Origin of the sequence: Polyangium sp. y55x31, from assembly GCF_029946505.1 — a bacterium.
Taxonomy (GTDB): Bacteria; Myxococcota_A; Polyangia; order Polyangiales; family Polyangiaceae; genus Polyangium.
This window is the reverse complement of the sequence record NZ_JARZHG010000046.1, coordinates 1-22,664: the sequence shown is the minus strand read 5'-3', so window position 1 is coordinate 22,664 and position 22,664 is coordinate 1. Positions and strand designations below refer to the sequence as shown.

The window sequence follows — 22,664 nt, the reverse complement described above, 5'->3', positions numbered from 1 at the left end:
CCCTTACGACTTCACCCGTACGTTGCCTCCGCCATCGATCACCACGTCTCCGCTCGCCACCACCGTCACGCTCGCGGCCGCGTCAATCACGATCGCCCCATCCGCGCGCAGCGAGATCGTCCCACTCGCCGACAGCGTCACGTCTGGCCCGTCCATCACGAGCTTCGCTCCGCCCGTACCGAGGGAGATCCGCTTGTCCACGATCTCGGCCCCCGTCTTCGATGGCCCGACGCTCACGCTGTGCTTCTGCGCGACAACGACCGTGTCGCTCCCTGCGATCGTCGCTTTGCGGCTCCCGCCGACGTCCAGCGTGTCGTCGCCGCCCACGCGCACGGCACGGCGCCCCTCGGTTCGCCGCGCCTCGTCGCCCTCGACCTCGACCTGCAGGTCCTCGCCAACCCCAATCGTCCGGTTGTGCCCCGTCTTCTCGCGTTCGTCATGACGAACGAGCTTCTGGAGGTCGCGCTCGGCCCGAATCGCGACGAGCTCCGCGCCCGCGCGGTCATCAAAGCGCAGCTCGTTCCATCCCGCGCCGCCCGGCGTGCTTGCCGTCCGAATGCCCGTCACGGTTTGGTCCTCGGGAAGCTTGTACGGGGTCTGCTCGATCGCGTTGTGGAGCCGGCCGACGATGACGGGGCGATCCGGATCGCCTGCGAGGAACGCGACGAGGACCTCCTGTCCGACGCGCGGCAACGCGAGAGCGCCGTAGCCAAGCCCGGCCCACGCCTGACTCACGCGCACCCAGCACGAGCTCTTCGCGTCGCGTCCACCCTCGCGATCCCAGGGAAACTGGACACGCACGCGACCGAACTCGTCCGTGTGAATCTCCTGCTTCGGGGGACCCACGACGACGGCTGTCTCGACGCCGAGCGCGCGGGGTTTTTGGGTACGTCGAGGCGGGCGGTACGGGGCGTCGGCGAAGACGGCCCGTGCGCGGATATGTAATGGTTTGCCGAACTCCGCCTCGATGTGAATTGCGGTGCAGAGCAACCGGGGCGCGCTGGCAAGCGCAGGGTGCGGATAGCCCTCGACGCGAAAAACCGCGCCCGGGGCCATGTCCATCGCGTTCGTCGAGAAGCGGAGCTCGTCACGGCCCTCGCGGAGGGCTTCGAGTAGCCGCTGAGCGTCGGCCTTCGCTGCGCGTTCGTCATGACGAAACGCCCCTCGGTCATCGGCCGCGGGCGTCCCCGAGCCATGGTCGACCGCGACGAGGGCGGCGCCCGGAAGGAAAAACTGCTGCGCCAGCGCTGCCTCGATCTCGCCGGCCTTGGGAGCCTCGACCCAGAGGGGCGTGTTGGGGCGCCGGAAGTCGTAGTCGCCCAGCGCGAGGGCTCCGGGACGGAGTGCGCTCGCGAGTTCGAGCTCCGTCACGAAGGGCCGCCCGAGGGCCTCTGCGGGGTGATCGACGTATGAAAGGGGCACGACGCGACATTCGCCGGTCTCCCAGTGGTCGGAGAGTACGAGTTCGCCAGATTCGGCGGTGGCGTAGGCCACGCCGGCTTCTTCGAGCATGCGGTGAAAGAAGTCGGCGTCCGTTTCGCCGTACTGGACGCGTAGCTCCCGGCGGGGGTGCGCTTCGTCGTCGATTTGGACCGTCGCGGAGAACCCCGCAGCTTCGAGGATCTTCGAGGCGATGCTTGGCGCAGAGAGGTCCTGGAAGACGCGGTAACTACGACGCAGGGCGAGCAAGGCCACGGGTGCGACGATCTCGAAGCGGTACGTGCTCGCCCCGGTGAGCTCGACCTTCACGAGGGCGACGTCCCGACAAACGCCGGTCCATGTGCGTTCGCCGAGCAGGTCAAACTCGAAGAGACCGCCGCCGGACAGGGAGAGCGTCGCGGTTTGTCCTACAAGCGCCCCCGGTGGCAAAGCAGGGAGCGCTGTCGTCGCGTGGACGATGGCGACCATGGGCGTCGAGAGTTCCTCGCGGATCTCCGCGCGCTGGACCGTCAGCGGGACGTCGAGGCTCCCTATGGAAAACGAGATGTGCGACACCGCCGGGCCCCCCTCCCGCTCGCGTCCACCGACGGTGATCAGAATCGCACGGCAAGCGCACCGAACGGAAGACCTTTTCCAGGCGATGAATTGTTTCATGACCGTGCCCCTGTCCGGGTACCCGTCGGCCTGTCGGCTTTACAGCCTATGGCTACGAAGTAAGTGCTAGCGTCCGGTCGATTTTGCCGAACAAACCGCCCGCTCCCGTCATGGGGGGTTCATGTCGCGCGCCACCCCCTTATCCGCACTTCTCGCCGAACTCCTCGCCCTACGACCGGACGTAGTCCGGCTCATGGCACGCAAACGTTGCAGTGACAGCAGCACCCTTGAAGACCGCGTCCAAGAGACCCTGACCCGGGCGTTCTTCAAGCTGCACGTGTACGAGGAGCATCCGGACGGCCCAAGGCCGTGGCTCTTTGGGATCGGGCGCAACGTCGTGCGCGAGGATCGCCGCGCCGAACGGAATGACCGTGAGCTGTTCTCCCCGGACGTCGGCGACGCGGAGCGCACGGCATCACAGATCCCCTCGCCCGAAGAGAGCGCGTGCCGGCGCGAGCTGCGTGCGAAGCTCGCAGCAGCGATGGACCGGCTGTCGGACGCGCAGTACCTTGTCCTCGTCCTCGTTCACGTCGGCGGCTGGTCCTATGAGGAGGTCGCCGAGTACCTCGGGATCCCGCTCGGCACCGTGCAGTCGAGACTTCAAGCGGCGCTCGAGCACCTACGCCGCGAGTTCCCCGGCTCGACGGACGACTACCTCAGCGTGGCGCCCCCGCTCCCGTTCGCACAGCGGCTCAGCGAGTGCATGCCGATACTCTTCCATCTCGCGAGCGCCATCCTCGTGACGGCGCTCGCGTTGCCGTCGAGGCCGATGATCGAGGCGCGGGCGGGGCTCTATTTGCCGACCTGGCCCACCATGGTGAGCGGCTGGTCCGGCGAGCTCGTCCCCGCTCCGTCCAACGAGATCACGCCCGCTCCGGCCGGCACCACGAGAAAAACCGCGCCCGCTCCACCGCCCGTTTCGGCCAAACGCAGCGAGACGGCCGAGCCGTCGCGCGAGGAGCTGCGCAGAGGCAATGCCGGACAGACCGTAATCGTGAACGGTCAGTGAATCGAGGGTTCGTCCGGGGGGTCCCCTTTCCCCGTGGAGACGGCGCTTTTGTGGTATCCTCGCCCCTGCATGGTTCGTCCTGGTGTCACTCTTGCCGTGCTCCTCGGTCTTGCCGGATCCGCGCGCGCGGAGGAGCCGCCCCCGAAGCAGGAGAGCGCCGTCCCCGGCGCCGTGACCCCGGACACGATGTTCGAGGCGCTCACCGCGATGGGCGACCTCAAGCGCGCTGCCGGTCGCCTTACCTCCGCGGCGATGAACTATCAGAAGGCTCTGCGCATCCGCCGAGACCCAGTCATCGCTGGCCGGCTGGGGGTGCTGCTCGCGCGACTCGGCCTCTACGAAGAGGCCGCCGAGCACCTGCTCGATGGTTTCCAGCGAGGCCGGGGTGCGTCGCCTGCCGAGCGGGAGAGCTTCAAGACGCACTACAACGAGGTGCTGGCCAAGGGGTCGTGGGTGAAGGTCGTCGTGTCGCATGCGGGGGCACGGCTGATGCTCGACGAGAGGCGCGGGGTCGGCGGACCGACGGCGTTTTTCGTGTTCATGGAGCCGGGGGAGCACACGATCCACGGGAACCTGGAGGGGTTCGAGGACGCGGAGGTCACGTTCACGGTCGAGAAGGGCAGGGACAGGGAGGTCGAGGTCACCTTCAAGCCTCGGCCGGCGCCGGTCGTGTTCGATGAAACGTCGCCTGCGAAGGCTCCGTTGTCCGACATCGCGCCGGCGATCGTTATCCAGGACCCGAGGTACACGAGACAAGAGGACCCGTACGCCTACGCGGAGGAGAAGCTCGACGAGAAGGAACAGGGCCGCGGGTTGCACGGGTTCGTCGGCGCGGGGCCGGTCGTGGTGTTTGGCGTGGCATCGTGGAACCCCGCGGTAGGGTTGGTCCTGACCGGGGGCTTGCGACCGCACGAGAACGTGTCGATTGGGATCGAGGGAAGAGCGGCGTGGCTGACGTCGGGCGTGGCAGACCGAAATGTCGCAGCGATGACAGCGGGGGGGTTGCTGTCTGCGTGTGGTCATTGGCGCTGGCTTTTCGTCTGCGCCCTTGGACACGTCGGACTGCTCAACGTGGAGTTCTCCAGCGCAAGTTATAAGCCTATCTCGTACTCCAACCTCTTGGCTGGGGTGGGTGGGCGCCTCGGAGCGAACCTCCGCATGACGCGTTCCCTGATGTTACAGGGTGGCGTCGACGCAATTGGCCTCTCACGAGGCGTACAGATTGTTGCTCAGAAAACTGTTCTATTCGAGCAACCCCCTGTCGTGATTGGTGCGTATATCGCAGGTGTATGGGAGTTGTAGGATCTATGCGAAACGGGATCTTGATAATTTTCGCGTCGTTCGGGGCCATTGCTTGGTACGGCTGCTCAGCACCGCCTTACGTTAACGAGGCTGAATGCAACCCGGACCCTCTATCCCCAGCTCCAGAATGCCTCGACGCCGGAACTGATGCCAGCGACGCCTCCGACGACGCAAAACCCCCCGAAGCCTCGAACATGTGCCCCGGCCGCTGCCTCCCCGCGCCGAGCGGGGGTGCCGGGTACTGGAGTCCGTTTCCGATCCCCGTCTGGCTCGGCCCTCCGGAGCGCATGCCGGAGAAATGCCCCAGCGACCCTCCGAACAGCGTGCCGAACGAGCAGTTCCGCCTCTTCGCGGAGCTCGTCGCGCCGCCCGCCGCCTGCGAGCCGTGCGACTGCGCCCCGTCCACGGGCACGTGCGCTCCGCCCCCGGCGGGCCTCCCCGAGAGCATCACGATCCGAGCTGGTAGCTGTGGGCAGGAGGGCATCGAAACGCGCCCTTTTGACGGTCCGGCCGGCTGGGATGGTTCGTGCACCAGCGCGAACGCCCTGCCGGCCGGGGAGACGTGCCCTTCGGGCAGCTCGACGCCGTGCGCGCAGTCCGTCTCGGCCTCGAAGCTGCCAGGACCCACCGAGGCACTCGCCGCAAGGCTCCGTCCAGGTGAGCCCTCGCCACAGTGAAGCGCTCTCCGTCTCCCTCACGGGTTTGACCGCTTCGCTCGTGCGGATTTCGCGCCCGCGGCGCTCGAGGGGATGGGGTTCCCCGAGCGCGAATAAGAAACCTCCAGGGAAGCGACGCCGGCGCCGCACTTGCAGACCAGCGGGGCATGCGGTACGGGGACACTGCAAGCGACCATGAGCACCCGCAAAGCCATCTTCCCAGTACGTCCGCACGCCCTCTATTCCCAGCACGGCTACTCGCCAGCCATCCAATCCGGGGACCTGCTGTTCGTCTCCGGAATGGTCGGCGCCCGCGAAGATGGCAGCCCTGAGCCCGACCTCGGGGCTCAGGTTCAACTCGCCTTCGACAACCTGCGTGGGGTGCTGGAAGCGGGGGGCTGCACTTTTGATGACGTCGTCGATATGACCCTGTATCTCATTGACCCCGAGGCCACCGCCGGCTTCATGCTCGAAGCGGTCGCGAAAGCCTTTCCCCGCGAGCCAAAGCCCAACGCGACGGCGGTCGGGGTGACCTGGCTGGCGGGCTTCCAATTCGAGATCAAGGTCATCGCCCGCATCCCGCCGAAATAGCGCAGCGGCCGATCAGACGATAGGGAGGCCCAAGCCGGGGGAGGGTTCGTCCACGTGGGACGTTATCCAGAGGAGTCCGGGTTGTCGGGCCGGCCCCTGCTCGCTCTGCGCGCACCTCTGCCGCTGGCGCGGGGAGAAGCAGCGACTCCCGAAGGCGGAAAGCTGAGAAAGCTCGCACCCGCAGGGTTCGGCGCACTCCGCTGTCGAGCGAAAGCAACCGGGCGAATCGGGTGAGATGTACGCCCGGACAAATGTACACTTTGGCCCGTTCGTTCCTACCTGCGCCGAGCCAAAGCCAGCATGGCTGTACGCTCCATCATTCTGCCCCGAGGAGACGACATGCGACCCTTCCTCTGCCCCCTCCACGCTGCCTGGATCCTGCCGCTTCTGGTCCTTGCTGGTTGCCCCGCGAGCTGCTCCGGGGGCGAGGATGCCCCCGTGAGCCCTGAGTGCGTGCAGACGTGCCAAAAGTCCATCGCCCTCGGCTGCCCCGAGGGGGAGCACGACCAGGCCGCCTGCGAGGCGAGCTGCGCGCGGCAGCAGGCGAATTGCGCGGACCAGGCTGCCGCGTTCGAGGAGTACCTCGATTGTGTCCTCGCCACGCCGATGGAATGCGGCGCCACCACCCAGGCCCCCTCGTCCCCGCAATGCCTGGCGCAGGGGCTCGCCGTCCTGGTATGCTCGCTCGGCGGCACGGCGAGCAGCAGCGGAAGCGGCGGCGGAGGCGGGAGCGGAAGCGGAGGCGGCGGCGGGAACGGAGGCGGCGGCGGGAGCGGAGGCGGAAGCGGCGGCGGCGGAGGCGGCCTCTGCGTCCCCGGAGTCCAGGCCCCCTGTTACAGCGGCCCTGCAGGCACCGAGGGCGTCGGCATCTGCCAGTCCGGCGTGGCCCTCTGCGACGCAACCGGAACGGCATTCGGCCCCTGCACGGGCGATGTCCTGCCCCAGCCCGAGGATTGCGCGACACCGGCCGACGAGGATTGCGACGGCACGATCAACGACGGGTGTCTCACCGCCGGGCTTTGGAGCAAGAGGTTTGGCCCGGACAGCGCCGCCGAGGCGGTGGCCGTCGACACAACAGGCAACGTGCTCCTTTCGGGCCGTTTCCAGGGCACGGTCGATCTCGGCGGGGGTCCGCTGACCGCCTCCCTCCAGGACGCCTTCGTCACCAAGCTCTCGCCCGACGGAAATCACCTCTGGACCCGGCAAGGCGTGAGCACGGGCGGCGCGGTTCCCTGGGCCATTGCCACCGACGCGCTGGGCAACGTCGTGGTCACCGGAGGCTTTACCGGCACGCTCGATTTCGGCGGCGGCCCGGTCACCTCGAAAGGCCTCGGCGACGTCTTCCTCGTGAAACTCGGTCCCACCGGCGACGTGCTCTGGACGAAGAGCTTTGGCGAGTCGAACCCGTTCCAGTCCTCGGATCAGCACGGCTGGGGCGTCGCCTGCGACGGGGCGGGCAACGTGCTCCTCAGCGCCCTGCTCACGAACGCCGACGCCGATTTCGGCGGCGGATACATCAAGGGACTCGGCGCCCTCGTCAAGTTCGATCCTTCTGGACAGCACCTCTGGAGCAAGGCTTTTCCCACGGCGAGCGGGGCGGGCATCGCGCCCGATTCGAATGGCAACGTCTGGGTCACGGGCCGCTTCGGGGGGCAGGTCGATTTCGGCGGCGGCCCCCTCGTCGCGGTGGGAACCCAGGACGCCTACGTGGCCAAGCTCGGGCCTGGCGGCGAGCAGCTCTGGGCCAAGGGCTTCGGCGCCGCGGGCTTTACCCAGGGGACCCGGATTGCCATCGACGCCGCGGGCAATGCCCTCGTGCTCGGCCACCTCGGGGGCGCGGCCGATTTTGGCGGCGGGCTGCTCACGAGCGCCGGCGATACCGACGTTTTCATCGTCAAGCTCTCCCCGGCGGGCGCCCACGTCTGGAGCAAGCGCTTCGGCGACGCAAACGGGCAGATGGCCTACGGCCTGGGCATCGACGCGGCCGGAAATCCGAGCTTCGCGGGGTCCTTCAAGGGAACCGTCGATTTCGGCGGCGGCCCCATTTCGGGCAATAGCGACCTGTCGAACGATCTCTTCGTCGCCAAGCTCTCGCCGGCGGGCGAATACCTTTCCGCGGCCCGCTATGGCGACGGAATGCCGGACGACCTCACCTGCCTCGCGGTCGACGCGACGAGCGGCGCACGGGTGGTCGTCGGATTGTTCCAGGGCATGCTCGATCTCGGGAGCGGGCCGCTCGTCGCGGCGCAGTACGATGGGTTCGTGGGAAAGCTCGGGCCGTGACATCGGCATCGATGTACACTTGGACAACTGTACGCGAACCTGAGCTGACCACGGCCCCTGCACCCCAGTTCTATCGCTCACGACCCACGCCAGGCGTCGCGGCGGCCCCGAGGACGGGTGCAGGGGCTTCGCGCGGCGGTGGCGGCGTGGCGGCTCGTTCTTCGAGCCGTTGGGCGCGGACGCCCGTACAGATGGACCTATGTACATCAGGGCGACCGACACGCGTGTACATCCGCGCTCGCCCGGTTGTGCGCTCGCCTCGAAGCAGAGAATTCCTTCCCCTTCGATACCCGCGACGCGCACACGGCCAGCGTCGGAGGCGTCCAATTTAATCCGGACAGACCGCCAGGCGGAGCTTTATCGGGGGATTCCGTGGGCATTTTCGGCCCCGACGTTGGTCCCCGTTGAACCTACAGGTCAAGCCCAGCAGAAGACGCTAGGGCCGCTTCTTCTTCGTTTCAGCGAGCAGAGGTTTGGCCTCGGAGATCCCAACGGCGACCAACCCCTCGAGCAGGATCTTCTGCACGGTGGTTCCGTCGCGCTCGGCCCGCTCGCGGAGCACCATGCGCAGTTCATGCGGCAGTCGCTCGTCGATGATCTCGCGCGTGTACTGGGCCAACGACTTGTCGGCCATGAGCGCTTCCATGTGTAGTTCGCGCCTGTACAGCTTCGGCGCGTACACCTTGAAGTAGTCCGTGGGAGTCTTCCGGGCCGGAGGGGCGGCGGCGGGCGGCTTCTGCTTCGGTGCGCTCATTCAACGCCTCTTCTCGATCCAACGGTCCGTAGCTGGGCAGGGGACGGCTGCGGCGCACGATGCGCGCTCCCCCCACTATCCTCGGTTTCGTAGGTCAACAGGTCCTACGAGTCAATGGAGCACCGGAGGGACCGTCGTTGGCCTATCTGTCTCCACCGAACCTTGCCCGAACGAATCGTCCGAACGGATTCCGTTGTAACTACAATTAAGAGCCAGAGCAGCGCGTCTGTTCACGCCATCCCGGGCTCCGCGGGCCACGCCGTTCGAGTTCTGAACGACCAACGGCGCTACCGCGAGCCGCGATCCAGCTTTCGATCAACGGGGTTTGTAGGGACGAACCGCCGTCATGCGTCAACTTCCCCCTTGATCGCACGCCTGAAACGGTGTTCTCTCTGATCAGGCGTTCGGCCTCGGGCTGGTCCCGAGCTGAAGCGAAGGAGTCAGCAGAGCGTCCCTGCATCGGGCGCACAAAAAACCAAGCGCGCCGTTCCGGTACCAGTCGCCAAACAGGCCGAAACGACGCGCTCTCGAACAACCATGACGCTATCACAACTCGCGGCGGATGGAATCCGCCGTGACGAGGAGGCGTGTGCTTTTTCTTGTGCGCCGGGGCAGTATGCCAGCAGCGCAAGACAAACTACGCCAAGTCCGGTCAGGACGAACCGCGGAACAGCCCATCTTCCCTCCAGCGAAACTGGAACTGCGTGGAAGAAAGGCTTTTTCGAGCGGATTTCCGCCGACGGACCGAGACGTACGTCTCGCTTCGCTGTCCTCGTTGCACTGGCTCGGATCGCCAACCGCCAGGGACAAACGAGTTTGTCGCTTGCATCTCTGGCCACACGTTCGCGGGGTGACGTGAAGACCATCCGTAGGGTGGTTCACTCCCTGAACGAAGACGGTCGATGGCTCCGCATCGAGCCGATGACCTGGCGCGAGCTCGCAGCGGCCTTGCCTGGCTGGCGCATCCCGGACCACGCCGAGCCCGATGGTACGGCGACATACCTGTTCACGCTCCTCGATGGTGAAGGCCGTCCCGCTGCAGAGACGTTCGGACAGGCTGGCCCCAAGCTTCGCGATACGTCGCCGAAGCGTCAGGGACATCCGGGCACGCGCCGCACGACGCCGAGTCGCGCGAGGATCGAGACACCTGCTCGTGGCGAGGCGTCCCGGGAGGACGAATCGCTGGCGACGCCTGCTCCCGCGCCCGCCCCCGAGCCCGCTCCCGCGACAGCTCCGGCGGACGAACCTGCGTGGAAGCGCGGCTGGGACGCGCTCGTGCAGGCCCACGCTGCGCGCTCCGAGGCGGTCTACCGCGTGCGCCCGCTGCGACCAAAAATCCCCGTGGACGAGCAAGAGGCCATGGGCGGCTGCATCGCGTCGACCTCCATCACGCTCGCGGCGCTCGTGCGCGAACGTACCGGCATCGTGCTCGAGCCGAACGACGCGCTCGAGAAGCTCGCCGCGCAGGTGATGGTGCGCTGGTTCAAGCGCCCGGGCACGAACAACTATCTCCTCCAATCGCGGCACCGCCTGCGCAGCCTCTATGAGGAGATCGACGCTCGCGCGAGCGAGGCGCTCGAGGACCTCGTCGGGCAGTTCGTCAAAGCAAACCCGCCCGCGCCGCGGCGACCTGTGCCCCCAGCCGAGAACGTAGAAATGCATGGGGCGCGGGAGGCGCTCACGCAGTTTTTGGGCACCTCGATGGTCCCTGGCGAGCATCGATACGTGCACGAGCTTCCGAGCTTCCTCACGCCGACGCCGATCGAGCAGCACGACGAGGAGCTCGAGCTCGCGGAGCTCCCGGAGCCAGAGTTCGCGGAGGCGGTCCAGGAGCAGGACGACGAAGCCGTGGAGTTGGTGCCCCCGGAAACGCCAGCCGAGCCGCTGAACGACGTGGCTGCCCCGCACGAAGAGCCTGTGCGTTCCGAAGGCGTCGACACCCGGACCATGCACCGCGTCCTCATACCCAGGGCCGAGCTCACCCCTGATGTCGAGCACGTGCTCGACGGCTTCGCCGAACGTCCCGAGCTCGCGGAGCTCGCCGAGCACACGAAGCTCGCGGCCGAGCTGCTCACGCTTGCACGAGAACGAGGGGCGCCGCCCGAGAAGGTCGTCGCGGCGCTCGACGCCGCGAGCCTGGCCTGCATGCGCCTGAAGGTGCCCACCACAGCGGCGAAGACGAGCGCCGTCTACAGGAGTGTGCTCGAGGCGCTGGAGACGGTTGGTGAGGCATCGCCCAAGCCAGACGGGTTGGGCGCGGAGAACGAGCCGCTACAGGTCGAGACCAAGCCAGCCCGACCGAGGGGGCTGCCTGGGGCCCGGCGATGGGGGAACACGCCTGTGCGCGCGGCACGCGTACGCGTGGTGAAGGTGTCTCCGGAGGACGGCGCAGACGACGGGGAAGAACCTCCGCCATTCGGATGAAGCTGGGGGGGCAATATGCCGCTTGTCCGTACAGATGTACACATGTACATCTTTTCAAAGGCCCCCGGCAATGGGAGGCAAGTCCCCGGCTTTCGGTCAGGGGGGCGCGCGAGGCCACCTGAGCGAGCTCAACGTGGCGGGTCCGCGCCCCCGGGCGTGTTGAGCCGGGACAGCAGCGCGACGAGCTGCGCCAGATCGGCGTCGCTCCAGTGCGCGATCCGCTCCTGGAAGGCCAGCCCGCGCTCGGCGATGGCCGCCACGATGCGCTGCTGCCCCGCGGGCGTCAGCGCGATGATCACGCCGCGCCGGTCCTGGGGGTCGGGATCGCTGCGCACGAAGCCGAGCCGCCGGAGCTGCCCGACCAGGCGGCTGACGGCGCTGCGGTCCATGGCCACGGCCGTGGCCAGCGTGCTCGCGTTGGTCGGGCCGAAGGCGTAGAGCCAGCGCGCCAGGTGGAACGCCGCCGGCTGGAGCCCGGCGTCGAAATGCGCGGCCGCCCGGACGCTCAGGGCGTGGGCGGCGCTGATCAGCGCGTTGAGCTGTTCCCCGAGTCTGCGCTCGAGCTCGCCGCGTGCATCTTCTGGATCTGTGGCATCCACTACCATGCTGGCCTCTGACGGAGTGGCCACGTGGCCGCTGCCGGCATCAAATTGATGGACATATGTCCACCAATAGCCATATGGTGGACATATGTCCATCAATATACCGCGCCCCCCGATCCACGTCATCACCGGCGCCACGAGTGGCCTGGGCCAGCACGCGGCCATCGCGCTGGCACGGCGCGGCGCACACCTCGTCCTCACCGCGCGTGACCCCGCCCGGGCCGACGCGACGCGGGCGCTCCTCGCCGCGGCCGCGCCGGGCGCTCGCGTCGACTTCATCTTCGGCGACCTCGCGCTCATGGAGGAGGTGCGCCGGATGGGAGCGCAGATCGCGGACACCTATGGCCGCGTGGATGTGCTGATCAACAACGCCGGCATCCACGCGTTCCAGCAGCGCCTCACCGCCGAGGGCCTCCCCGAAATGGTGGCGGTGAACTACCTCTCGCCCTGGCTGCTCACCCAGAGCCTTCGGGCGTGCCTTCTGGCGGCGGGCTCGGCGCGGGTGGTGAACGTCGCCTCGGAGGCGTCGCGCCGCCACGGGGCGCTCCGGATCCCCGACGACCTGACCGACACGACACCCTTCACGGCGCGGGAATCGTCGCTGCGCTATGGCACGACCAAGCTCTTCAACATCATGTTCACCGCGGAGCTAGCCCGCCGGCTTTCGGGCACCGGCGTCATCACCAACGCCCTCGACCCCGGCTTCAACGTGACCGGCCTCGGCCGTGAGCTCAGCTTTGCGGCCGGCCTGGAGCGGGTGCTGCGCTTTCTGCGGATCGGCGACCCCCGACGCGGGGCGGGGATCATCGTGCGCCTCACCACCGACCCGGCGTTCGGCGAGGTGAGCGGAGGGTACTTCTCGGTGAAGGGCGCGCGGCCGCTGACGCCCGCGGCCCCCGGCGCCGATCCGGCGCTGCAGGCAGAGCTCTGGGAGGCGACGGCGCGGTTGCTGGATCGCTGGGGGCAGCTTCATGGGTCTTCCGTCGTGGGCGCGAGCGTTCGGCAGATCACGTCGACGGCGAATTCGACGTAGGTGCGGCCGCGTGCTCCGACGATCGGACGCAAAAGTACTGCATTACGCACAAATGTACATTTGAACATCCTGCAAAGGGAGGCTCATGGCTCCCAATGTGGGTGTCCGAATTTTCGGGGGCGGGCACCACTCCTCCGTGCGGCACCACCTGCCTTCGTTGTGCAAATGTACATATGTACACACGCAATAGAACCGTTCGCTCGGCGTACCGAGCGACCTCGCCCAACGGAGAGCCCCGCGAACGCCCGTGGGCTCCGCCCCGGCCCCTTGCCGGATTTGGTAGGGAGGGGTGGCTACCTATTCAGGAAACTGGAGGTCCCTACCCGATGAGGTAGTTAGAGGTACACACCCGGCTCGGGCCCTACGTGTAGCTACCTGGCTCGGCAGTCAGCCTGGATCCCGGGAAGTGGAGCCAAACAAAAACCCCCTTCGGGGGATCTGTACAAAGAAGTGAGAGACCCGGCGGGCGCCGCCCCTGAAACGGGGGCACGCGCCTCCAGCACACACACTTCTTTTTGGAGATCGAACCTCAGGAAGAGCTAGGGAGTGGAGGTTCCCACCCTGAGAGACGCGTAGAACCTTGCTCACGCAGAACGGGTGCCCGTGAGGTCCCCGGTGCCCGTCTCGACGCCGTCGTGAGCGGTTACAGCCCCAGTGCTCCCCGAAGCGGATCCTTCTCGAACGCCGTCCCGAGCCGGATGTACCTCCGGAGCATCCCCTCGGACGCGTGCCTCGTCACCCGCCCGATCTCCGCCAGGTTGGCCCCAGCACGCGCCGCCTGCGTCGCGAACCCCGCCCGCAGCGAGTGTCCTGCCAGGTTCCCCGCGTCGTACCCTGCCCGCTTCGCCGCTCTCTGCACGATGAGCGCCACGGATCGATCACTCAGCGCCTTGCGCCCGAGCCGGCAGCGGTGGTCGACGCTGCGAAAAATCGGCCCGCTTTTGATCCTCGCGCCCTCGATCCACGCCCGAAGCGCTGCGACGGGGCAGAGGGGGCCGCCGGTCGCGTGGATGGGCACCTCGACGCCGCGTCCTTCCTGGTCCGTCTTGCTCCGGAGGACGCGAACGAGCACGCCCTCGGGCATCCATGCGACGTGATCGATCTGGAGGGCAACGAGCTCCGAGCGCCGCAGGGCCGCGCCGAAGCCCACGAGCAGGAGTGCGCGATCGCGCAGGCCGTTCAGGTTCTTCGGGAGCGCCTCCACGATGCGGCGGAGCTGCGACACAGAGAGCGGCGCGACCTGCCGGGGTGGACGAGCATGGCTTCGCCGTATCCCGCGCATCACGTTCCGAACCGCGGCCGAGTCCCCCGGCGACGGGTGTCCTTCGGTACGATGGCGATCGACGAGCGCGGCGAGGATGCGCCCAAGCGTCGGGGGCGCGAGGCCCTCGTTCGCGAGGTGGGCGAGGTAGGCTGCGACGACGAGGGGATCCGCGGGGAGGGGGCATACGCCCACATCGAGGGCGTATGCCTCCCAGGTTTGCCAGGCTCGCGCGTACTTTGCGCGGGTCGAGGAGGCGCGTGCGTTCTTGGCGTGTGCAGCGGCGTGGGAGAGGTCCTCGAGCAGGAGCGGCGCGGTGAGCGCGGATGTGGAGGAGGACCGGGGAAGGAGCGGCGCTGCCACGGTGTACAGATGTCCGTGTGTACAGCAGATGGAGGCGCATGGATAGGGGCAGAGCGGCGAAAAGACGCGTCTTCATTGATGTACATATGTCCAATTGTACGTTCATGCCCCGACGGAGCGCTCAGGGGCGCGACCCTGCACCAGCATTGATCCCCCACCGCCGCTTGCGGATCGGGCTCTGCGAGGCCACCCGTGGAGGGTTCTCGGCCCCACCGCAGTCAGCGCCCGCAGCGTTGAAAGCATCCATCCGTTCGCGAATCCCGGCGCACGAAAACCTCGTGGCGCCAGACACGGTGCCTTTGCTGCGGTCCGTGGTTGATCGACTCCGTATGGTCCACGCCGCTGACGAAGCGGCGCGCCTACGGGCTGCGGCCCTACGCGCTCGAGTGGTTGCGCGCGTTCACGCCCCTCGAGCCACGGCTCTGCGGGCCGCTCGCAGAGGACGAGCTCCAGCCGGATCGCTTCGTCGCGTGCATCGAGCTCGACGTCGCGGGGGATGAACTCGCCGTCGTCGACCTGCTCGACCGACTCGGCCACCGCGCGCACCGTCGAGATCACGCTACGCCGAAGCAACCCGCCTGGACGAGGAGCCCGCGTGCAACGTCGCCGAGCTCGAGCCGTATGCGCTCGTGGCTCCCGTACGACGCTTCCCTGGTCGACTGAGCCACGGGCCGCCGGCGGCGTGGATAGGCACCTTTCCTGGTCTGTCCTGCTCCGGACGAGGCAAACGAGGACCCCTTCGTCATCCACGCGGCGTGATCGACCTGGAGCCGCGCCGAAGCCCTCGCGTAGGCCATTCAGATCTTCCCGAGCAGGCGTGATCACCAGGGGATGACCGGCGGGTATTCTGGACATATGTCCATCTGTACATGAATGAACTCACGCCTCCGAGGTGAGTGCCACAGCGCCGGCCCTCCTCTGCGGCGGTAGGGACGCGGCAAGCGTACTCTTTGTACGTACATACGTACATTTGTATGAAAACAGCACGACCTTCGAGCCGGACGCCCTAACGTCCCGCGGGAGTCCCCCCGGCGCTGCCGGGGAGGCACCCAAAGTTTGACTACGTTCGCCACTGGTAAGGCGTGGACCTCGGAGACCGCACGGCGGTCGAGGCGCCCTCGCGCCCGCGGCATCGACTGGAACACTTCATGTTCACGTGACTAGGCGAGTGCATGTCCAAATGTACTTTTGTAATGATACACTGACCTTGTGTACAAATGACCATTTGTACCAACTCCACCAGGCTCGGTCGCGGAACAGACCTGCGCTAGGTCCAGGGAGCTGAAGTTGCGTGGGTCTTTGGGGCGAGCGGAAGGGGCTAACAGATGTGGCGCCCAAGCTGGCGGCGGCGGCGGCGCGTCCTCCACTCCATTGTTGTGGATGTACGGATGGACAAGTGTACGCAGAGGAGCGATAACTGGAGCGGGGCGGCGGCGATGGGTTACTCGCGTGGCTCCACTTGGACAAGTGTACGGATGTACATGATCGGACCGCTAATGTCGCCACGCTCAAGGGCTGCTGGCGCGTCGCCCGGAGGGACGCGTCGACGGTGAGCACGGATGGGTACTTCCGGGAAGGTTAAATTCCCGGAAGTACCTTTGATCGACGACAGGCTGTGTGAGAGAGCCCTCTGCGCCTGCCAGCGTGGGGACCTTGCCGTAGTGTTTCCGTGTCCTCATGTGGGAAATGTAGGTTTGGTCACGGGCGCGCTGCTCCGCGGTGGAGGCTCCCATGGTCGTTCGTGGTTTCGGTTGGCTCCCTGCATTGTTCGTGGCGTCTGCTTTTCTGACGGCGCCAAAGGCGAGCCATGCAAACGATGCCGAGGATATCCCTCGTCGATTGCAATGCGAAGACGATCCCAATTGGGAAGCAAGGGTCGATCAACGCTGCATGAGGCGGTGCGAAAGTGCGTTCCACTCCTGCGCGGCAGCGGGGCGGTTTCGCACGCCCGAAGTGGACCCTTCGGTTTGCTCGGGAATGTTCATGGTTTGTGCAATGGGGTGCGGCTGGCCGGCCTGCCGCATCCCAGAAATAAACTTGTAGGCGAATGAGGGGAGGGCAGTTGCATCATGAGATTCGTGAGTCCCAGACTTGTCGGCGTGGCGGCTCTCCTGGCGACCGTCGCGGCTCGAGCCAACGAGGCCACACCGGAACCGAGTGACGGTGTCCTTTGGGCCGAGCTCACCCCTATCGAGAGCAGCAATACGAGGGGCGAGAATGTCAAAATCACTGCCGCCGAGCTCGCCATTGATCTGGGCAAAGGTGAGCTCGTCTTGACGACGAGGCACCCCGGGACGCAGCCGTCCGAGGAGGGTCGTAGGACCCGGCTCCCGCTGGTTTCCATCGAGCGGGGGCGCTGCAACACCACCTATAGAGCCTACCGCGACGAGCTCGCCTACGACGGGCCACGCCAGTTGATCGAGGTCACCGACTCGCGCGATGTGCTCCCTGGCAGCGTCCCTGCGCATGAGTGCCCATCCCCGGCGGCGCCCGTCGAGGTGTATCATCACATCATCTGGGGGCTGGGACGTGGCTCCTACACCGCTCGTTTCACCGCGAATGCGCTCATCAGAAGGGCAGAAGCACCCCCGGGGACGAGCGATCACGGATCGGACACGCCGCGAGGTTAACATCACCTTCACGCGGCCCACGCGCCCGGGAGCGGCGACGCCCTCGTCCTCGGCGTCCGCCGCCACCGCGGTCCATCGAGCAGACCGCGACGCGGCCACCCGCTCGTTCTCGCGGTCCCGGCGTATTCGTGAAGCGAACGAGCATCACGTCGACGAATTCACAGTCTGCGTCGACCTGACGAAGTCCACGAAGGCCCGCAGCGGCGTCGGAAGATGCCGACGACCGGGGTAGTAGAGAAAAGGCCCGGGGAAGCTCAGCCACCATGGTTGGAGCACGGGGACCAACTCTCCTCGGTCGATGAAGGGACGTAGCCAATCCTCGAACAGATAGATGATCCCGCTACCTGCCACAGAGGCCTCCACAGCGAACTCCGTACCGCCACCGAAACTGACGATCAGCGGGCCCTTTGGGTCGACTTTAATGGTCTCTCCGTCCCGTTCGAACTCCCACGGATGCAGTGGGCCGTTCGTGAAGCGCCACCGTACGCATTCATGTTCGAGCAGCTCACGTGGGTGTGTGGGAGGACCACGGCGAGAAAGGTATGCGGGTGACGCGGCTGCGGCGTAACGCTGGACGCGCGGGCCGATGGGCACCGCCACCATGTCCTTCTCGAGCCAGTCTTCGTAGCGGATGCCGGCGTCGAAACCCTCGGCGACCACGTCGATGAGGCGCTCCTCTGCGGTCACCTCGAGACAGATGTCGGGGTACTTCGCGAGGAAGGGCGGCACGATGCGAGGAAGGACGAGCCGTGCAGCGGCGGTCGGCACGTTGAGCTTCAGACGACCTGCGGGACGATCGCGGAAGTCGTTGACCACGTCCAGCGCAGCGCGCACTTCGCCGAGCGCCGGGGTGATCCGCTCGAGCAGGCGCGCTCCTGCGTCGGTGGGTGTGACGCTGCGGGTGGTGCGATGGAGCAGCCGAACTCCGAGCCGGGCCTCCAGTCGACGAACCGCGTCGCCCATGCGGGACGCGCTCGTGCCCGCCGCACGGGCGGCGCTGCGAAAGCCACCCTCACGGGCAACCGTCAGGAAGGCGGTGAGGTCTGCGAGGTCATCCATTGACTGTGCAGATTATCGCACAGGCCGTACAGATTGCGACGGATTGTCGCGCAGTGAATTTCTGCGTAGATCCAGCGGCGAATCACGCTTCCAAGGACCAACAACATGACCGACCTCCCCATCGCAGACACCTACAGCCTCGGCTCTCACACCGTTCGTCGTCTCGGCTACGGCGCCATGCAGCTCGCCGGCCCCAACGTCTTCGGTCCCCCCAAGGATCGGAAGGCCGCCGTCGCCGTGCTGCGCGAGGCCATCGCGCAGGGCGTCAACCACGTCGACACCAGCGACATCTACGGTCCCCACGTCACGAACGAGATCATCCGCGAGGCGCTGCATCCGTATCGCGACGGCCTCGTCATCGCCACGAAGGTCGGCGCCGTACGCGGCCCGACGGGGTCGTGGGAGCCCGCCCTCTCCGCCACCGACATCGAGCGTGCGGTTCACGACAACCTCCGCAACCTCGGCTTGGACGTGCTCGACGTCGTGAACCTTCGCGCGATGTTCAGCGCCGAGGGCCCAGCGGAAGGCTCCATCGAAGCGCCGCTCACGGCCCTCGCCGAACTGCAGCGACGCGGGTTGATTCGGCACATCGGCTTGAGCAACGTCACGGCCGCGCAGATCGCGGAGGGACGCAAGCTCACGGAGATCGTGTGCGTGCAGAACCACTACAATCTGGCGCACCGCGGCGACGATGCCGTCATCGACGAGCTCGCCGCGCTCCGCATAGCGTATGTGCCCTTCTTCCCGCTCGGCGGGTTTGCGCCGCTGCAATCGAGCACGCTGAGCGCGGTGTCCGCACGTCTCGGGGCGACGCCGATGCAAGTGGCGCTCGCGTGGCTCTTGCGGCGGTCGCCCAACGTGCTGCTCATTCCCGGCACGTCTTCGATCGCGCATCTGAGGGAGAACCTCGCGAGCGCCTCCATCGTCTTGAGCGCCGAGGATCTGGCCGAGCTGAACGGGCTTTCCAAGCACTCCTGAAGGCCGACGTCCCCCTGAGCACGTCGAGGCGCGGACCTCGATGGTCTCGGGGAGCGTCGTGCACGCGCCCGTCGCTTCCTTGCACTTGCAGGGTCGCAGTCCGCGGGAGGCGCGGAGACGTCCGCGCGTCCGATGAAGAACTCCAAAAGCTCACGAATTCACCCCTCTGCCATGCGCGGCCGCACTTCTACCCGACGTGCGCCGTCGTTCCGCCTCTCGACGCTGGGCCCAAAAGCAGCGCGTGGATTCCATGTACATAGTTACATCTGTACACATCCACGGTCCGCTCACCTTTCCCTTGCACCCGGCCAAACCCATGATGTACATCCGTCCACATGTACGTGATCGCTATCCTGAGCCTGAAGGGCGGCGTCGGGAAGACGACCCTCGCGACGAACCTCGCCGCCGCGGCTCACCTGCGTGGGCAGGCCACGATCCTCGTGGACCTCGATCGGCAAGGCTCCTCGCTCGACTGGGGTTCCGCTAGGCAGGAGAACAGCAAACTCGCCGGGCTCGCCGTCTCGAAACATGATCGCGCGTTCTCGCGGGCCAGGCTCCTCGAGCTCGCCGCGGGGCGCGATATCGCGGTCCTCGACGGGCCGCCGTGGACCGGAGATCAGAGCAGCGCGGCCGCAGTCGCCGCGGACATCGTCGTGATCCCCGTGACCCCGGGGCCGTTCGACCTCTGGGCGACGCACGAGACGCTCGCCGAGCTCGACCGCGCCGACGCGATCCGCGAGCAGTTCGGGCGTGGGCCCGTGCGGCGGTTGTTCGTCGCGAACCGCTGCGCGCCGCGCACGGTGCTGGCTCGTTCGGCGCGCGAAGCGATGGCCGCGCGCGGGGAGGTGGCCGAGACGTCGATCAGCCATCGGGTCGCATACCCGGAGGCAGCGTCGATCGGGGAGAGCGTGCTGACGACGGACCCGAAAGGGGCCGCGGCAGCCGAGGTGTTGAAGCTGTTCAAGGAGATCATGCCGGCGACCGCGGCGCCCGCTCCGGCGGCGAAGCCGGCGAGCGGCGGCGCTCGGAAGAAGGGAAGGGGGCAAGCGTGAGCAAGAAAGCCTTGACGATGTCGCTGGTGAGGCCGAGCAAGCCGGAGCCGAAGCCAGAGCCCAAAGCCGAGCCGAAGCTGGAGCCGAAGGAAGTGGCCGACGCGACGAGCGCGGAGGTCGAGCCGAAGCCTGCTCCGCAGCCCGCACCGAAGCCGGTCGTGCGTCCGTCGGCCGCCGCGGCGCGGCTCGAGGCGGGGACGAAGCGGATCGTGGTGGATGTCGTGCCCGCGGTGCACAAGCAGGTGAAGGTGCGGTCGGTCGAGTATCCGGGCGGGATCAAGGAGTACATCCTCCGGCTGCTCGAGGCCGACGGGGTGGACATGAGCGCGCAGCCGGACTTCATTCCGAGGCCGAAGGCGGGGCTGGTGTCAGAATAGGGAGATTTCAATGTACAGATGGACGTCCGTCCATCTGTACACCCTCTCGATCACGCCTTCAGTAGCCGCTCGCTCAGCTCCCAGAGCCGCTGCGCGGATTGCGGGTCGATGGAGTGGGACGCGACGTCGGAGGGGATGCTATCCGCGGTCAGGGGCTTCGGCTCGTCGTCCAGCGGCGAAATGTCGTTGTCCTTCAGATAGACCCCACCGATTTCGGCGAGCAGCGGGCTCGTGGCTGCGAACACGATCGTGCTTGCACCCTGCGGCAACGTCTTCTTCCCGCGTTCCGGATCGATGATCGGCTTGCCGCCTTACGATCTCTCCGGAGCGGCAGATCGTCGCCATCGCGCATGCATCGCGCGCCAACGGTCTCGCGAGCCTGCGCATCGTAGCTTGGAGGAGGATGTACGGACGGACATCCGTACATCTGCATGAGCACGCCCCCTACTCAGGGGGGTGCATGCTCCAGCCATCACCTCGTGTCCCCGGCGGGTCGGCGCCCTTGTCCTCCATCGTAGAACTCCGCGGTTCCTACGTGACTCGCCTCTGGCACGAGTATTGATGGCTACATAGCGCGGCTACGGTCGCGCTCCCTCCGTAGAACCCGCCACATCCTCGAGTTCTCGGCGAGGAGGTCGATTCGCCGGGTGGGTCGTGGAGGGATCGGCCGAAAGGCCATCGAACGGGGAGGAGACAGGCGTGCAGGTGCGATCCTGAAAAAATCACTGGATCGCGGGAGGAGAATGGAGTTGATCTGAACGCGCGTCTCGTCGCGGGGCAGGATCCCGAGGCGAGCGCGGACCAACAAAAAAACCAGCGCGTCGACTGCTCTCGGATTGGGCGCCAGCGCAGTCGACGCGCACGGAGTGAACGGATGCTAGCACAACGTGCCGCCCGTGCGGGAAGTTCTCGCGCGGCGTCAGCGGGTGTGGTGTCGCCTCAGAAGGCGGCGGTTGGCAATTTAACAAATAATACGCTTGGCGAGCTTGGCCTGTCTCCTCGGGAGTCAGCAGCTTTCGAATCGGGACGTCCCGCATGGAAGCTCACTTACGAAGACGTCCTCTGGTCCAAAGCTGGACCATCGTTGAAGCTTCGGGGCCTGTTGCACGCTTTGCTTCGGCTCTCGGATCCTTTGGGCCGCGTGTGGTGGGGGCAGACCGCGCTGGCCGAACATGCGGGATGTAGCGAGCGCACCTTGCGCCGCCTGCTGCCGCAGCTCGTCGAGGCGGGCTACCTGCGAGTCGAGGCGATGACCTTCAAAAAGCTCGCGCTCGTGCAAGCAGAGCTCGGGTTTCCGCTGCCAGATCGGAGCGATGACGGGCAGGCGCCAGACCTCCTGACGTTGCTCCACGAAGGCCGCCCGGCTGCGGAGCTCCCGGCGCCCTCCCGATCCAGACCACGCCGCCCCGGTCTCGCACGAGCCGTGCCCCCCGGTCAGGGTGTCCAGGGGGAGCCCCGGACAGATGTGTCTGCTCGGCCGGCTTTGGAGACCACAAACGCCGTGGACAGAATGACCTCCGATCCACGGGATCTCTCTGCTCTGGATCTCCATACCGTAGGGGGGGATCCGGGATCCACCGCCCCCCCGTTGGTTCGGTTGGATGCTCCGGAGGAGGGGAGCACGAGGAGCCAGCCGCCCGAACCACCGTCGTCCGGCGTGATCACCCATGGCCCGACCGACGCCGACGCTTGGCGTGCCCTCTCCGCCGCCTACGACCGCCATTTTCAGCGCGCCTACCACGCGCGCCCGACCAACAAGCGCCTCTCCCGCGACGCCGAAGCGCAGATGGCCGGCCACCTCGCAGACATGGCGAAGCTGCTCCAGGCCCGCTTCGTCGAGCGCCGAGTCGACCTCGCCACGCTTCCGCGCTCGCCGCTCGAGCTCCTCGCCGACGAAGCGCTGCGGGTGTGGTTCGATAGTCCAGGCACGAACGACTACCTGCGCCGGGTCAGCCACAGGCTGAGCGCATTGTCGGATGATCTGCCATTCCGGGTCCGCAAGGCGAGTGAGGAGCTGCTCGCTCGCCATGCCCCGAAACCTGAGCCGCGCCGGGCCCCGGCGGCCGTCGTGGCCCTCGTCAGCGCGACCGTGGGCCGGAAGATGCCGCCCGCGCCACGAGCGCCGGTTCTCCGGATCCCCACATCAGCTCTGGCGCATCCCCCCAAGCCCCCTGTCGCCAAGGTCAATTTGCCTCG

15 protein-coding genes and 2 pseudogenes are annotated in these 22,664 nt (G+C 66.9%); 11 read left to right on the top strand and 6 right to left on the bottom strand.

The window, feature by feature from the left end; genetic code table 11:
• Positions 1-3: 3 nt before the first annotated feature.
• Positions 4-1,995: a type VI secretion system tip protein TssI/VgrG gene (tssI, locus tag QHF84_RS43685; protein ID WP_281319532.1), complete on the bottom strand. Its 1,992-nt coding sequence runs from the start codon at positions 1,993-1,995 to the stop codon at positions 4-6.
• A 220-nt stretch (positions 1,996-2,215) separates the two neighbouring features.
• On the opposite strand from tssI, the gene QHF84_RS43680 reads away from it, so the two are divergent.
• From QHF84_RS43680 to QHF84_RS43665, 4 genes are all read left to right on the top strand, one after another.
• The gene (locus QHF84_RS43680) at positions 2,216-3,103 is read left to right on the top strand and encodes a sigma-70 family RNA polymerase sigma factor (RefSeq protein ID WP_281319531.1); all 888 of its coding nucleotides are present in this window, start codon (positions 2,216-2,218) and stop codon (positions 3,101-3,103) included.
• A gap of 96 nt (positions 3,104-3,199) precedes the next feature.
• On the top strand, positions 3,200-4,405 hold the full coding sequence (locus QHF84_RS43675; RefSeq protein WP_281319530.1) for a tetratricopeptide repeat protein: 1,206 nt from the start codon (positions 3,200-3,202) through the stop codon (positions 4,403-4,405).
• A gap of 851 nt (positions 4,406-5,256) precedes the next feature.
• Entirely contained in the window at positions 5,257-5,652 is a 396-nt protein-coding gene (locus QHF84_RS43670) for a RidA family protein (RefSeq protein ID WP_281319529.1), read from the top strand.
• Positions 5,653-6,090: 438 nt separating this feature from the next.
• Positions 6,091-7,935, top strand: coding sequence for a hypothetical protein (locus QHF84_RS43665; protein WP_281319528.1), 1,845 nt, complete (start codon positions 6,091-6,093; stop codon positions 7,933-7,935).
• Between the two features lie 436 nt (positions 7,936-8,371).
• On the opposite strand, the gene QHF84_RS43660 is transcribed toward QHF84_RS43665, so the two are convergent.
• The gene (locus tag QHF84_RS43660) at positions 8,372-8,689 is read right to left on the bottom strand and encodes a hypothetical protein (RefSeq protein WP_281319527.1); all 318 of its coding nucleotides are present in this window, start codon (positions 8,687-8,689) and stop codon (positions 8,372-8,374) included.
• Positions 8,690-9,562: 873 nt separating this feature from the next.
• Between QHF84_RS43660 and QHF84_RS43655 the strand changes: the two genes are divergently transcribed.
• Positions 9,563-11,113 carry a hypothetical protein gene (locus tag QHF84_RS43655; RefSeq protein WP_281319526.1) on the top strand — a complete coding sequence of 517 codons (1,551 nt, stop codon included), beginning with the start codon at positions 9,563-9,565 and terminating at the stop codon, positions 11,111-11,113.
• 128 nt (positions 11,114-11,241) lie between these two features.
• On the opposite strand, the gene QHF84_RS43650 is transcribed toward QHF84_RS43655, so the two are convergent.
• Complete coding sequence (locus QHF84_RS43650; RefSeq protein WP_281319525.1) at positions 11,242-11,718, bottom strand: MarR family transcriptional regulator; 477 nt, start codon at positions 11,716-11,718, stop codon at positions 11,242-11,244.
• An 85-nt stretch (positions 11,719-11,803) separates the two neighbouring features.
• Between QHF84_RS43650 and QHF84_RS43645 the strand changes: the two genes are divergently transcribed.
• On the top strand, positions 11,804-12,748 hold the full coding sequence (locus QHF84_RS43645; RefSeq protein ID WP_281319524.1) for an SDR family NAD(P)-dependent oxidoreductase: 945 nt from the start codon (positions 11,804-11,806) through the stop codon (positions 12,746-12,748).
• Positions 12,749-13,391: 643 nt separating this feature from the next.
• Here the strand turns inward: QHF84_RS43645 and QHF84_RS43640 are convergent.
• Positions 13,392-14,372: a site-specific integrase gene (locus QHF84_RS43640; protein WP_281319523.1), complete on the bottom strand. Its 981-nt coding sequence runs from the start codon at positions 14,370-14,372 to the stop codon at positions 13,392-13,394.
• A gap of 315 nt (positions 14,373-14,687) precedes the next feature.
• On the opposite strand from QHF84_RS43640, the gene QHF84_RS43635 reads away from it, so the two are divergent.
• A complete protein-coding gene (locus QHF84_RS43635; RefSeq protein WP_281319522.1) occupies positions 14,688-15,035 on the top strand; it encodes a hypothetical protein in 348 nt (115 codons plus the stop codon).
• A 2,111-nt stretch (positions 15,036-17,146) separates the two neighbouring features.
• On the opposite strand, the gene QHF84_RS43630 is transcribed toward QHF84_RS43635, so the two are convergent.
• A complete protein-coding gene (locus tag QHF84_RS43630; protein ID WP_281319521.1) occupies positions 17,147-18,061 on the bottom strand; it encodes a LysR family transcriptional regulator in 915 nt (304 codons plus the stop codon).
• 105 nt (positions 18,062-18,166) lie between these two features.
• Between QHF84_RS43630 and QHF84_RS43625 the strand changes: the two genes are divergently transcribed.
• The 3 genes from QHF84_RS43625 (at position 18,167) to QHF84_RS43615 (ending at position 20,468) form a co-directional block, all read left to right on the top strand.
• Positions 18,167-19,039, top strand: coding sequence for an aldo/keto reductase family oxidoreductase (locus QHF84_RS43625; protein ID WP_281319520.1), 873 nt, complete (start codon positions 18,167-18,169; stop codon positions 19,037-19,039).
• A 335-nt stretch (positions 19,040-19,374) separates the two neighbouring features.
• On the top strand, positions 19,375-20,091 hold the full coding sequence (gene parA, locus QHF84_RS43620) for a ParA family partition ATPase (protein ID WP_281319519.1): 717 nt from the start codon (positions 19,375-19,377) through the stop codon (positions 20,089-20,091).
• Complete coding sequence (locus tag QHF84_RS43615) at positions 20,088-20,468, top strand: hypothetical protein (RefSeq protein WP_281319518.1); 381 nt, start codon at positions 20,088-20,090, stop codon at positions 20,466-20,468. Before parA ends, QHF84_RS43615 begins: the two co-directional genes overlap by 4 nt.
• Before the next feature lie 50 nt (positions 20,469-20,518).
• Here the strand turns inward: QHF84_RS43615 and QHF84_RS43610 are convergent.
• Positions 20,519-20,776 (bottom strand): annotated as a pseudogene (locus QHF84_RS43610) (oxidoreductase); the annotation flags it as partial.
• Positions 20,777-22,125: 1,349 nt separating this feature from the next.
• Between QHF84_RS43610 and QHF84_RS43605 the strand changes: the two are divergent.
• Positions 22,126-22,664: pseudogene (locus QHF84_RS43605) on the top strand (hypothetical protein); the annotation flags it as partial.

Bases quoted from the DNA above. Each gene is read 5' to 3' on its own strand.
- QHF84_RS43680 (WP_281319531.1), top strand. From the start codon at position 2,216: ATGTCGCGCGCCACCCCCTTATCCGCACTTCTCGCCGAACTCCTCGCC.
- QHF84_RS43670 (WP_281319529.1), top strand. From the start codon at position 5,257: ATGAGCACCCGCAAAGCCATCTTCCCAGTACGTCCGCACGCCCTCTAT.
- QHF84_RS43660 (WP_281319527.1), bottom strand. From the start codon at position 8,689: ATGAGCGCACCGAAGCAGAAGCCGCCCGCCGCCGCCCCTCCGGCCCGG.
- QHF84_RS43650 (WP_281319525.1), bottom strand. From the start codon at position 11,718: ATGGTAGTGGATGCCACAGATCCAGAAGATGCACGCGGCGAGCTCGAG.
- QHF84_RS43645 (WP_281319524.1), top strand. From the start codon at position 11,804: ATGTCCATCAATATACCGCGCCCCCCGATCCACGTCATCACCGGCGCC.
- QHF84_RS43630 (WP_281319521.1), bottom strand. From the start codon at position 18,061: ATGGATGACCTCGCAGACCTCACCGCCTTCCTGACGGTTGCCCGTGAG.
- QHF84_RS43625 (WP_281319520.1), top strand. From the start codon at position 18,167: ATGACCGACCTCCCCATCGCAGACACCTACAGCCTCGGCTCTCACACC.
- parA (WP_281319519.1), top strand. From the start codon at position 19,375: ATGTACGTGATCGCTATCCTGAGCCTGAAGGGCGGCGTCGGGAAGACG.